Annotated in this window: 13 protein-coding genes and 1 pseudogene; 6 read left to right on the forward strand and 8 right to left on the reverse strand. The window is 63.6% G+C overall.

Annotated elements, in window-relative coordinates; all coding sequences use genetic code 11:
- Positions 1-18: 18 nt before the first annotated feature.
- The 4 genes from IP65_RS21155 to IP65_RS20355 form a co-directional block, all read right to left on the reverse strand.
- Positions 19-776 (reverse strand): IS5 family transposase gene (locus IP65_RS21155; RefSeq protein WP_171795210.1). Its coding sequence is split into 2 segments (ribosomal slippage): positions 19-452 and positions 452-776, totalling 759 coding nucleotides; the frame shifts between segments, so codons are not numbered across the junction.
- 105 nt (positions 777-881) lie between these two features.
- The gene (locus IP65_RS20345; protein ID WP_054132870.1) at positions 882-1,151 is read right to left on the reverse strand and encodes a hypothetical protein; all 270 of its coding nucleotides are present in this window, start codon (positions 1,149-1,151) and stop codon (positions 882-884) included.
- Positions 1,152-1,463: 312 nt separating this feature from the next.
- Entirely contained in the window at positions 1,464-2,207 is a 744-nt protein-coding gene (locus IP65_RS20350) for a helix-turn-helix domain-containing protein (protein WP_022678201.1), read from the reverse strand.
- Positions 2,204-2,581, reverse strand: a complete 378-nt coding sequence (locus IP65_RS20355; RefSeq protein ID WP_022678200.1) for a VOC family protein — start codon at positions 2,579-2,581, stop codon at positions 2,204-2,206. Before IP65_RS20355 ends, IP65_RS20350 begins: the two co-directional genes overlap by 4 nt.
- A gap of 467 nt (positions 2,582-3,048) precedes the next feature.
- Here IP65_RS20355 and IP65_RS22145 point away from each other — a divergent pair, with 467 nt between their 5' ends.
- From IP65_RS22145 to IP65_RS20370, 3 genes are all read left to right on the forward strand, one after another.
- Positions 3,049-3,321: a PadR family transcriptional regulator gene (locus IP65_RS22145; protein ID WP_028658365.1), complete on the forward strand. Its 273-nt coding sequence runs from the start codon at positions 3,049-3,051 to the stop codon at positions 3,319-3,321.
- Positions 3,322-3,341: 20 nt separating this feature from the next.
- Positions 3,342-3,947, forward strand: a complete 606-nt coding sequence (locus tag IP65_RS20365) for a hypothetical protein (RefSeq protein ID WP_028658364.1) — start codon at positions 3,342-3,344, stop codon at positions 3,945-3,947.
- An 84-nt stretch (positions 3,948-4,031) separates the two neighbouring features.
- Entirely contained in the window at positions 4,032-5,588 is a 1,557-nt protein-coding gene (locus IP65_RS20370) for an alpha/beta fold hydrolase (RefSeq protein ID WP_197279312.1), read from the forward strand.
- Between the two features lie 350 nt (positions 5,589-5,938).
- On the opposite strand, the gene IP65_RS20375 is transcribed toward IP65_RS20370, so the two are convergent.
- Positions 5,939-6,655, reverse strand: a complete 717-nt coding sequence (locus tag IP65_RS20375) for a DUF6118 family protein (protein WP_054132872.1) — start codon at positions 6,653-6,655, stop codon at positions 5,939-5,941.
- Positions 6,652-9,630: a Ti-type conjugative transfer relaxase TraA gene (gene traA, locus IP65_RS20380; RefSeq protein WP_054132873.1), complete on the reverse strand. Its 2,979-nt coding sequence runs from the start codon at positions 9,628-9,630 to the stop codon at positions 6,652-6,654. Before traA ends, IP65_RS20375 begins: the two co-directional genes overlap by 4 nt.
- Positions 9,631-9,812: 182 nt before the next feature.
- On the opposite strand from traA, the gene IP65_RS20385 reads away from it, so the two are divergent.
- The 3 genes from IP65_RS20385 to IP65_RS21845 all read left to right on the forward strand — a co-directional run bounded on the left by IP65_RS20385 (position 9,813) and on the right by IP65_RS21845 (position 10,621).
- Positions 9,813-10,145, forward strand: a complete 333-nt coding sequence (locus tag IP65_RS20385) for a conjugal transfer protein TraD (RefSeq protein ID WP_054132874.1) — start codon at positions 9,813-9,815, stop codon at positions 10,143-10,145.
- Between the two features lie 16 nt (positions 10,146-10,161).
- A complete protein-coding gene (locus IP65_RS20390) occupies positions 10,162-10,377 on the forward strand; it encodes a conjugal transfer protein TraD (RefSeq protein WP_054132875.1) in 216 nt (71 codons plus the stop codon).
- A 76-nt stretch (positions 10,378-10,453) separates the two neighbouring features.
- On the forward strand, positions 10,454-10,621 hold the full coding sequence (locus IP65_RS21845) for a DUF6771 family protein (protein WP_197279313.1): 168 nt from the start codon (positions 10,454-10,456) through the stop codon (positions 10,619-10,621).
- A gap of 415 nt (positions 10,622-11,036) precedes the next feature.
- Here the strand turns inward: IP65_RS21845 and IP65_RS20395 are convergent, their stop codons facing one another.
- Positions 11,037-11,495 (reverse strand): hypothetical protein, encoded by a 459-nt coding sequence (locus IP65_RS20395; protein ID WP_054132876.1) that lies wholly within the window; start codon positions 11,493-11,495, stop codon positions 11,037-11,039.
- Positions 11,496-11,553: 58 nt separating this feature from the next.
- Positions 11,554-11,731 (reverse strand): annotated as a pseudogene (locus tag IP65_RS21160) (nucleotidyltransferase); the annotation flags it as partial.

Genomic DNA, 11,731 nt, shown 5'->3' on the forward strand with positions numbered 1-11,731 from the left:
CCTAGGACCGATCGACATTCAGCGTAGCCAGATCATTGCGGCGGCGAGGAACGCGAAGCCGGTGAAGTGGATTGTGCGTCGCTCGTAGCGGGTGGCGAACCGACGGAAGTGTTTGAGGCGGTTGAAGCATCGTTCGATGCGGTTGCGCTGCTTGTAGACGATAGCGTCATGCGGGATTGCGATCTTGCGGGTGCGGTTTGAAGGGATGACGGCTTCGGCGCCGATCCCGGCGATGATAGTGCGCAAGGCATTGCTGTCATAGGCTTTGTCGGCCAGCACGGCATCGCCCGCCTGTCCTTCGAGCAGGGCGTGCGCCTGCGTGACATCGCCTACCTGGCCGGCAGTGACGATGAAGCGTAGCGGTCGGCCAAGCGCGTCGGTAAGCATGTGGATCTTGGTGGTCAATCCACCTCGGGAACGCCCCAGCGCCTGATCTTTCGCCCCCCTTTTCCGCTCGCTGCCTGCTGGTGCGCACGGACGATGGTGCTGTCGAGCATCAGATATTTGTTATCTCGGTCCACGGTCAGGGCCTCGAAAACCCTTTCCCACACACCGGCATGGCACCAGCGACTGAAGCGACGATGCACCGTTTTCCATCTGCCATAGCGTTCCGGCAGATCACGCCAATGCGCACCCGATCGCAGAACCCACAGACAGCCATTCACAAACAATCGGTTATCCGAGCCAGTCCGGCCTGGATCGCCCAACTTGCCAGGCAGCAAGGGCGCAACCTTTATCCATTGCGCCTCGCTCAACTCATATCGCTTCACACCCATCCGTAGTCTCCGCTGAAATCGCGGAACCCTATGAATCAGCACTTACGTCTTTTGGGAATCCTGAATGTCGATCGGTCCTAGGCTGGTGGCTAGCTGCCATTCCGCTTATCGGGTGACGGCGAACATCTGCCGCAGCATGGATGACACGTCCTCATCCCGGTCAGTCCGCACCGGAAGCTCCATTCGATCCCGAACGACGCTCGTCAGATAGTCGGCAATCTGCTCGACCGGTGCATCAGCTTTAAGCATTTTCAGCACTCGAGACGCGTACATGTCGTACTCGTCCGCAGCCTCTTCGATACCCCGCACTCCGATAGGGTCCCAAGCCCAGTGCAGGGCAATCTGGATAATTCGTAGGCTGGTGTCGTCACTCATCACCCAACCCTACGACCTATGCCGAAGGTCTGAAAGTGGGCGCGGGCCGCCCATCTGCGCATCGCGGCGCGATCCGCCCTAATTCCGGTCGTTCAGAGTCGCCGGCAGAGCCGTCGGAACCGGCCATAGGTTCACACGGCGAAAATTAGCAACGGACGACCGGTCCCATTGTCACGCGCTACCATGTGATCAGCGACGGAAGCGGGGGAGCGAACGTCAGCGCTTCCGCCGGCAGCCGGGTTCCATGGGTCGACGATTGCCGCCTCAAAAGGGGACGTTGCAGGGCCTGTTGGCCGTCCGCCGGCCGTCTGGTCAGCGGACGGGATATCGGCCAGGCGTCACCCTGAATTGCCTGGTAAAAGCCGTGCTGAAAGCGGCGACGCTCTGGTATCCGCAATCCATTGCTGCTTCGGTGACGTTGGCGCCGGACGACATGCGGGCGATTGCATGCAACAGACGCGCTTTTTGTCGCCACGCCTCGATGGTCAGCCCGGTCTCGCGCGGGAACAATCGTTGCAGTGTGCGTAGGCTGGCTCCCGTCATTTCGGCAAGCTCACTCATGTCCCGCCCGTCAGCAGGCATATTCCGCACATGTTCCGCCAGCCGACGCGCGCGGGCATCCCTGGGCATTGGCAGGTTGAGGTCCTGCGGTCTCGCCTTGAGCAGCAGGTCGATGAGCAGTCCCGCGATCCGGTCATGCTCCGGACGCTCAAAGGCTAGCATGCCGATCGTGATAATGTGGAGGATGAGTTCGCGCAGCAGCGGCGTCACTTCGAGCACCGCCGGCACAGAAGGGAGGTGCGCAGCGCGACTGTTCGCGATGTAAAGCGTGCGCATCGCCACCTCACCGCTGATTGCGATGCCATGCTGAAAGCCGGCGGGTAGCCAGACCGCCCGTGTCGGGGGCACCATCCACAGCATGTCGTCGGTGGTGACGTGCATCAACCCGGAACTGGCGAAGATGAGCTGGCCCCAACGGTGTCGATGCACGCCGACCAGCGCGCCGGTACGAAAGGTCGCTGCCAGCGACCGGACGTCGAAACCATCGCTGGTCAATCGAAGACTCCGGCATCATATTGCATCGCGCCGACAAGGTTGCCCTCAGTGTCCTCGAAATAAATGAGTTCGCCGACGCCTTCGATCCGGTAGGGCTGCATCAATATCCTGCCACCGCCTGCTTCGATGGCGGTTATGGTCGCCTTCAAATCCTCGACGCCGAAACTCGGTTCGAAGCTCGTCGCCGGGCGTCCTGCGGTGATATCGCGCCGTTCCTGCAATGCACCAAGCAGGCCGCTACCGGCATTTCTGATCTGGTAGTAATCGGGCGGTCCCCATGGGCTGAAACTCCATCCGAACACCCCTTCGTAAAATTGTCGAGCACGCTGAACATCGTCGGCGTTGATGGCGAAATGGCGGAAGGTGGCTGGCACGGGTGATCCTCCGTTTGTGGAAGGCTCTACCCATAGCAGCAACCACTTTGGCGCGCATTCGTTAGAATGACAAATATAGCCTATCATGCGACAGGTTCGCGCGAGTTCGACACCGTGATGCAGGGCGGCCGAAAACCAGTTAGTGGCCATTTGTGGATTATCGCAATCGGCTTGGCGATGCCCGCCGCAATTACTGACGACCCTCCCCATCAATAGGCCCGTCAAAACCCGCCGCTAATTTATCCAGAAAGTTAGCACGTGAATGGGGATCCTGGGGTTTTGATACCGCTCCAGCGGAAATACCGAACGAAGGATTTTTCCCACCGCTTTGCGGCCCATATACCCTCGGCCCGCCACGCGCTCGGTTCAATCTGTCTGAATACCTTGAACGCGACAGTGGCGCTTGACTCTTAAGTCTACATATGTTGCAAAAAGGAATGAAGCGAACACGCCGACCCTCTCATCAAATGCTTACGTTGCTGCAATCACTCGCGGCGCAGGCGCCCGACTGGTGGCACGGATATGAACTGATGAAGGCCACCGGCTTGGCGTCCGGGACCATCTACCCTTTGCTGATGCGGATGACCGACCAAGGCCTGGTTGAGGCCGAGTGGCGCGCGGCGGAAGCCCCTGGGCGCCCACCGCGGCACGTCTATCGCTTGACCGCTACCGGGCTACGCCTGGCGCACGAACATGCCAAGGGCGAGAATGCGCCGTGCGGCGCGCCGTCTTTAGCGTGAGGGCAAAGCTCGCCCGACTGGTGCTTGCGCTGGCTGTCCAGAGCCTCGGCACGCGTCATCGCCCTTGGGCGCAGGCGATGTGCGCCGAGTTCGCCCTGGCCCAGGCAGACGGGACAGCACTGCGCTTCTCAAGTGGCTGTCTGCTGGCGGCCTGGCGCATGCTGCCCCATCACAGCGAAGGGCGTTTCGCGCTGGCTAGCTATGCGCTTTGCCTTGGGCTGCTGTTGCCCATGGGCGCACTGCTGGCCGTGGCGGCGCTGTCTGGCTTTCCCTTTGTTGATGCCAGCGCGGGATGGGCTGGCTTTCTGCTGGGGCAAGGAACCTTCACCTCGCAACTCAACGTGGGCACGCAATGCCTGGCCCCCTTGCTGATGGCGCTAACGATAATGCTGGCCGCTGCTCATGTGCCGCTGGCTTGGTGGGTGCTCGACCATGATTGGCCGCGCATTGCCGCGCTATCCCGTTTGGGTGCCGCGGGCATGGTGACGCTGCTGCTGGGGTTGGCTTGCGCTGCGGTGAGTGTGGCCAAGTTGGCGCAGCCCTGCGCGGCGATGGCACTAGAATGTGCTGCCGTGTCCGCGCTGGCATTGTGGCACGCCCAGGGTTTTGGAGATGGGATGGCCTAGATGAGAGGCGCCGCGCGCACAGAGCGGGCAACCAACAAGAGAGGATAAGCGATGGCAAACACATCGGCGATGAGATGGCCACGCGTGGCCCTGCTGCTCACGGGCCTCGTGCTCTCGACTGTTGACGCACCCGCAAGGCCCGCCCTTGATGCACAAGCGCAGGCCGCGCTGGCCCCTGTTGTCGGCGTCGGGGGCTGGGCCGTTTATGGCACTGCCTATGCCCATGACAGCGATGCGCATGTGCCCGGTGGAGGCGTGGTCGTCATCCAGCCCGGCGCGCGCCCGGTTGAACCGTGGTCGAGCGGAGCAACCATGCCGCTACCGGGTGGAATCGCTGCGGGAGAACCAATTACGGCCGAGCTATGGGCGCGCGCAGCACGGCCTTTGCGACTCATTATCGCCATGCAAGGGGGCGCGCCACACTATGCACCCTTTGCCGTGCAGGAAGTGGCGCTGACCCGCCAATGGAAGCGTGTGGCCATAAGCGGTATTGCGCCGGCTGACATCAGCACAAACCCGCAATCCCTCTCCGTGCCGCTGGGCAAGGCTGAGGTGGCAGTGCAGTTGGGCCCCGTTGCATTTCTGCGCGGGGCCCCCAGCGCCGCCACGGCCGCACGGGCCTTTGCCGGCTTCCGCCCTGCCGAGATCCTCACCGATGTGCGCATCGCGTCAGAACCGGGCGTGGTGCTGGCTGGCACCCTGCATCTGCCCAGCAAATCGGGCCAAGCGCCATTTCCGCTGGTCGTGCTGATCCAGGGGCATGGTCCGAACGGACGGGGCGGTTTCCCGCAAATCGTCAAGGCTCTGACAGAACAGGGCATCGCCGCGCTGGAGTATGACAAGCGCGGCATCGGACAATCGAGCGGCATATACCAAGAGGATCTTGAAAGGCTGACCGCCGACGCCGCGGCCGCTGTCGCCGCGATGCGTCGCCGCCCTGATATAGACGGCCGCCGCATTGCTTTGGTTGGGCACAGCCAAGGCGGCGTGATTGCCCCGGCGGTGGCCGCTGCCGATCCCACGATCGCAGGCGTGGTGATGCTGGCGGGATCGGTGGGCGATGGTTTGCCCTATTTGCGCGGGGCACTGATCCGCCAGATGATCGCAGCGGGCCGATCAGAGGCGGTCGCAACACCGGCAATCGACGCGGCGATCACCCTGCTGCAAGCGCGGATTGACGGCAAGGACGCAGGCACCGTCGCGCGCCTGCGCGCCGTCGTGGTGGACCGGTTCGAGGCGGCCGGCTTTCCCCGCCAGCAGGCCGAGGGCGCCTTGGCGATGATTGACACTGAAGAAGCACGCGGGGCGGGCAATCTGCGCTCGGCTACTGATCTACGGGCGATCCACGGGCCGGTACTTGCCGTTTTCGGCATAAAAGATCCGCTGGTGATCGCCTCGGACGAGGCGCCGAAAGCCCGGCTGGCACTGGCCAATAACCCGCAAGGCCAAGTGATCGTTCTCGATGGGCTCAGCCATTGGTTCCAGGAAGGCGCGATCACCGGCGGCGAAGACGAGGTGGCCAGACTTGGCCCAAACGCCGGTTCGCCCCGACTGGTCCACCTTGTCGTTAACTGGCTGCTAAAGGCTTTCCATGACGATCATGAGCGGCTTAGCGATCCTCGCCAGACGAACCAAAAGTAGTCCGGCTCCTTTAGTCGACCTGAAGATCCGTGCTGGAGTATCGCTCACACACTCATTCGCTTTCGCGATGCCGGACTTGGTGAACGAAAGACAGTGCGGGCCAGTCCTTCACTGAGGATGCCGTCCTGGTCAGCCCGCAGGAGCAGCCTCAAACCTAGCTAATTGAAGAGCAGCCAACCCTCTCCCTTGATTGGAAGCTGCCCTTTCGGAATGTCCGCCTTTGCCGCCCCGACCCTCTGCTCCCAAAGCAGATGCGCTAAGTGGGTGAACGAAAGGCATCTTGGGGCGATTCCAGAACCAGAGATGCCGTTCCGGTCAGTCCGCCATCCCAGACGAAACTGGACCCGCCCCTACTTTTGCGGCCCGCCCACCGAGATCGAGCAGCTCGCGCCCTTTCCGGCCTTCGCCGCACGCCGCTGGCAGTCCTCCAGCGCCTTCGCGTTGCTCGCCCAAACGCTGGCGGCTTTCCGCAATGCCTGCCACCGCTGCGGATCGGACACCTGGAGCATCCGCTCCCCAGCCGCCCAGCCATCGCGCTGGAGCAGGCTGCCCGCCCGCTCTTCCGGCCAATGCCAGCCTTCCGGCACCGCCCGGTCAACGACGTCCGGAACAGCCCAACCCAGCAGGAAGCCCGTCATCACTCCAATGGCCGCTGCGACACCCAGCCAGCGCAGTTGCTGAAGCATCCTCAGGATGGTTTGCACGATGTCGTTGATCGTGAGGACGGTGCGATCCAGATCGATCCGGGCCGCGCCGAAGTGCTGTCGTTCAACCTCACTGGCCCTGGCCGTGGCATGATAGATCTGACCGGCAATGGCCTCGGGCGTTAGCTGAAGCGCGGGACTGCTGGCCAGCGTCTCGATCGCAGCCGCCGCATCGTCCTGGCAGGCATGGATGCGGGCCAGGTCCTCGGTGTAGTCCCGGCTGTGCAGTTCCTGCTGCCGGGCGGCAAAGCCTTCGACAGCCGCAACAAGGGCGGCGAGCTTGTGGGTCATGGCCTCGAACGCCACTTCGGGGCGGTCGAGGTCGGCCTGGGAGTTTGCGCGATGGGCGGCAGCGTCGGTCACAGGCCCAACCCCCGGTCGCGCCCACGGTCGAGCGAGTGGGTCAGTTGCTGGGCGATCGACCTGGTCCTGGCAGCTTCGCTGATGTCATGGCCACTGACACCCGGCGACCATTCCCGCGACCACTGTTTGCCGATCAGCTGGTTCCCCCGCTTGCTGAGGGCATTGCCCAGTTCGTGGTCCTTCTCCAGTCCCTTGGCCATGTCGCGCATCTGGCCTTCGACCTGCCGGCGCGCTTCGCGGTTGCTGCTGCCGGTGAGACGGCCGCGCTGGTCCTGAAGCTGCTGCCAGGACTCGACGAAGCGGTCGGCGCGCAGTTCGGGATTCACGCGGATCTCGGCTTCGTGCCGCATGGCGCGGATGGCGGTGGTGGTGCGGCCGGTGGCGGCTTCGGCCATGAGGCTAGGATTGCGCTGGAACGCCGTATCGAGATCGCGCGCGCTGCCGCCGGGCAGCGCATCCAGCGCCTGGGCGGCGCGGGCCTGCGCGGTCTTCTGGTATTCGAGCGCGGGGAGCTGCTGTCTGCTCATGCGGTCGATCTCCGCCGTGGCGCGGGCATAGCGCTCGACTGCCTGGTCAAGGCTGGGCCTGGTCTGGATGTGCTGCGCTGCTGCCAGGGCCGGATTGGTTGGATCGCGCTGTGCCTGCTGATCCTGGGCAGGCGGCCTGGCAAAGCTGGGCACGCTGAGCCGCAGCCCGGCAAAGCGACTCTTGCGTTCGGTTTGCTCTGCGCTGGCTGGGGGCTGTAGCGCCGGCTCGGCTTTGTGTGCTCGTTGTTCGTGCTCCTTGCCGGCATAGTCGCGTACCATATCCTTGGACCGGTCGCGCGACAGCAGCGCGGCCAGCCGCTCGCGATCGGCAAAGTCTGTCCTGGCGTAATGCAGCTCGACATGATCACGATGCCGCGACAGCGCGACATAGGCGCCATGGCGATCCAGCCCTGGCGTGGCCAGAACATGGACACGGTCGAGCGTCGCTCCTTGCGCCTTGTGCACCGTGGCGGCGTAGCCGTGGGTGAGGTCGGCATAGTCCTTGTGGTCGAACGCCACGGCGCGGCCATCGTCGAGCCGCACCGCCATGCCGGTGCGATCAACCCGCTCGATGATGCCCAACATGCCATTCTTCACACCCAGTTCGCGTTCGTTGCGCAGGAACATGATGCGGTCCTGCTCGGCAAACAAGCGCGTGCCACGGGTGGTCTCGACCGCGACATCGGTACCCAGCGTGCCATGATCGCGCAGGCGATCCCGGGCCTGCGCATTCAGTTCATCGCATTCTGCATTGGTATGGGTGAGAATAAGCCGGCTGGCATCGGGATGGGCCTGCCGATCGGCATCCCAGCGCTCGATCAGCGTATCACGCGCCGATTCGCGCGTGCGTGATTCGACCACCAGCCCGGCCGCGTGATAAGCTTCGATGGCCTCGCCCGTCCGGCCGGTGGCGAGCTGCCGCGTGGCATCGCGCTGCCACTCCTCGGCCTGCCGCCGCACTTCGGTAATCTCGACGGCACCATGCCGCTCGGCCATGCTGCGGAAGGCGGCGCCGGCTTCGATCGCCTGGAGCTGCTGCGGATCGCCAACCAGCACGACCTTGGCGCCTTGGCGCTCGGCTTCACTGACCACACGTTCCATCTGGCGCGTGCCGATCATCCCGGCTTCGTCGATCACCAGGATAGAATTGGGTTCAAGGGTCTCGCGTCCCTGCGCCCACTGGTGCTCGAGACTGGCAATCGTGCGCGAGGCAATGCCCGAACCGTTTTCCAGGTTCTCGGCGGCAATACCGGACAGCGCAATGCCGCGCACGTCGTAGCCGGCTTTCTCCCAGGCTTCGCGGGCCACACCGAGCATCGCGCTCTTGCCGGTCCCGGCATAGCCGATCACGCTGGCAATACCGCTACCGCCGGCGACATGCGCGAGCGCATGGCGCTGCTCGACCGACAGTATCAAACCGCGCGCTTCGGCGCGGTCCAGCGCGGCATTCAGGTGGCGCGCTGGCACGCCATGATGGCGCTCCGCGTCGAGCCTGGCCGTGGCCTTCTCGAGCCGCTGTTCGGTCTCGAGCATGGCGCGCGAGGTAAAGCGCTCTTCGCCGCGTCCGTCAGGTCCCAAGCGCACCAGATCCGGCGAGGCCCGCACCGCCGCCAGCACGGCGTCGAACTGGTCCTTCCCTTCGCTGTGCCGGTGCACGAACGTGGCAAGGTCGCGGCTCGTGAAGGTGGCCTGCTGATGGGTGATGGCATCGAGCGCAATGCCGGGGTTTTCGAGGATCTTCTCGCCATTGCTCCGGGCGATGGCAAAATGCTCTTCCAGCCGCTCGCGCACCAAGCCTTCCTGCGCCATGCGCGCGGCGGCCGGGCCGATCTTGTTCTGTGGCTCAAGAGCGATGCCCTGCGCCTCCAGACTCCGGTGATCGATCCGCGCGTCGATATCGAGCTGCGCCAGCCGGCCGTTGACGTGCTCCGCCCAAGCTTCGCGCCAGTGGGTCAAGAGCTCGGTCTTGTTCCAATCGCGCACCTTGGCGCCAAAGCCATCCGATCCAACTTCGCGCATGGTCAGCATCACGTGGGCATGGGGCTTGGCGAGGCCGTCAGGCCCCACATCCCAATGCACATTGAGATCGGCGACCATGCCGCGATCGACGAACTCCCTTTGCACAAAATCCCGCGCCAATTGGATGCCATCGGCCTGGGTCATCTCACGCGGAATGGCGAACTCGATCTCGCGGGCGAGCTGCGCGTCCTTGCGCACTTCCACTGCTTCGACGTCGTTCCACAGCTTCTCCCGATCGCGCCATTCTTCCGGCGCGCCTTCGGGCAGCATGACTTCGCTGTGCACGACGCCGGTCTTGTTGGAGAAATCGTGGTGCCGATCGAGCCGCGCATCATAGAGCCGATCGGCCGAGCGATAGGCAGCGGCGGCCACGGCGCTCGAGCCGCCACCGCGCGAAACAACTTTGGCCGAGAAGTGGTAGATCGCCATGGCGACGCACCAGATACGCCTAAAAGCGCACGTCGGCACGACGTATAAGCGCGCCCTCAAAAGATTTCATCATTCTCGGGACGGCGGAATCCCATGAGGTTTCAGGGAATTGGCACTGATCGTCAAGGCCGATAACTGGAGGGCCTCGCGGTGCAACAGACCGCCGTCACAGGACACAAGACATGCGCAAGCCCCGCAACTATGACGAGGACCTCAAGGCGCTTACCGCCAAGGCGAAGCAACTCAAGGCGCGCAAGCAGAGCCAGCTTGGCGAACTGGTCGCAGCCACCGGCGCCGACAACCTCACCATCGAGGAACTGGCTGGCGCGCTGCTGTCGATTGCCGCTATCACCGATCCGCAACGAAGGGAGGCATGGCGCACACGCGGCGCCGCGTTCTTTTCTGGCGAGCGGGCCGAACAGGCGCCTGGCCAGCGCACTGGCGACAACGCGCAATCAGCAGCGCCGAACGACCAGCGCCCACCATCGCCTGGCGCGGAAACAGGCCCGGCATGACACGCGGGCCTCGCAGATGAAGCGGCGCGAGCGCACGCGGCAGTTGATCGAACTGGGCGGACTTGTTGCCAAGGCCGGCATCGTCGAACTGACCGATGATGACCGCGCCGTGATGCTCGGACTGCTGGTCGAGGCGGCAGCGAAGCTACGCACCGATGAGACCGGCACTCAACTCGCGCTGTGGCGGCGGCGCGGCAAGCGGGCGTTTGCCGATACCGAGGACAAAGACTGAGCAACCGGCGACACCGCTTCCACAACCCGTCGCCAACACGTTGCCCCCCGCCAGTCGCGTCGCCATAGGGACATGCATGGACGACAACACCAAGAACCGCATTCTCGGGGTCATCGAACGCGCACCGCAGTGGCTTCGCAACGATTTGGCCGCCAAGGATCCGGCGGCCCGTGCCCGCGCGGAAGAGGCACTGGCGGCTATGCTTGTCGATGCGATCGGAGTAAGTCAGGCGGCGGACGACTGAATAGCAGTGCCAAGCAAGTAGCCACTGCGCATCGGCACATCCTATAAGGCAGCGACACGGTGGCGGCGGATAGCAGTGCTGACGACCGCACGGCTGGCTGAATGTCAGCCGGACATCAGGCGGAATCTCGCCGCTCAAATCACGATCACGTACCGTAACTCTTCGCCGACTTATAAAGGGGCGTCGAACCAATTCTGATCAACGGACAAGACGGGCATATGGAGACGTCGTCATTCGATTGGGCGTTAAATGGATTGCTGTCATAGACAGCTCGGCAAGCCTCTTGCCGGTATCGCCATTTCGGAGGAAACCAATTCACAGACGCGCGCGATCTGCTACAGCTTTGTGCTGTACCGGCAGTCACAGGTTACGCGACACGTCTTGTGACTGCCGGTGCAACTGCAAATGGCATGGATCACGCAGAAAGCGCAGCGAGGCGGGCTGCCCGTGCGAGGTCCTTGGGGCGGCCGAACGACTGCAAGATATTCCCCAGCTCGGCGAGATCGGGAACGAACAAGGTCTTGCCGCCCAACGCGATTCGCTGGCGCGTTGCTGGAACGATGGCGCGCCAGCGACCACCCTGGCAGTGATGGAAGCCGGCCATGAATTCGACCGGCAGTGGCGGCTCGCGCCACGTTGCAAAAATGGTCGAGCGGAATTCGGCATGATGAGAGCCCTGATGCAGGGCAAGTCCCAACGTGGGTATTATCCGCCGTGCATCGCGAAGACTGAGAAGGACATCGACGTCCCCGACAGGCCCGGGATCGGCGCCATGCAACGCGACCGCCGCACTCGCGATAATCCACCAGGGATCCTGGGCGTTCTCCATGACCTCCGCCACCGCTTCGAGTGACGCGACAAGGGCCTGTTCCATCGTTCACTCCGCTCGCTCGATGCGCCTGAACATGGCCGCCGATTTCAAATCCCGGCCGCTAGCCCGCTTGCCGCGCCGTCGCCTCCAGCTGGGCGATGCGTTCCGAACAGATGGCGTGAACCACGCGGCCGAGTTCCTCGACCTGCTCGCCCAGCCAGGCCAGTTCCTCTTCGGTGATCCGGTAGTGCTTGGAATAGCGTGCCTTGACGTAGGCTTCCTTCAACTTCTCGAACATG

Source organism: Novosphingobium sp. AAP1, assembly GCF_001295765.1.
Taxonomy (GTDB): domain Bacteria; phylum Pseudomonadota; class Alphaproteobacteria; order Sphingomonadales; family Sphingomonadaceae; genus Novosphingobium; species Novosphingobium capsulatum.

Bases quoted from the DNA above. Each gene is read 5' to 3' on its own strand.
- IP65_RS20345 (WP_054132870.1), bottom strand. From the start codon at position 1,151: ATGAGTGACGACACCAGCCTACGAATTATCCAGATTGCCCTGCACTGG.
- IP65_RS22145 (WP_028658365.1), top strand. From the start codon at position 3,049: ATGCTTACGTTGCTGCAATCACTCGCGGCGCAGGCGCCCGACTGGTGG.
- traA (WP_054132873.1), bottom strand. From the start codon at position 9,630: ATGGCGATCTACCACTTCTCGGCCAAAGTTGTTTCGCGCGGTGGCGGC.
- IP65_RS20385 (WP_054132874.1), top strand. From the start codon at position 9,813: ATGCGCAAGCCCCGCAACTATGACGAGGACCTCAAGGCGCTTACCGCC.
- IP65_RS20390 (WP_054132875.1), top strand. From the start codon at position 10,162: ATGAAGCGGCGCGAGCGCACGCGGCAGTTGATCGAACTGGGCGGACTT.
- IP65_RS21845 (WP_197279313.1), top strand. From the start codon at position 10,454: ATGGACGACAACACCAAGAACCGCATTCTCGGGGTCATCGAACGCGCA.
- IP65_RS20395 (WP_054132876.1), bottom strand. From the start codon at position 11,495: ATGGAACAGGCCCTTGTCGCGTCACTCGAAGCGGTGGCGGAGGTCATG.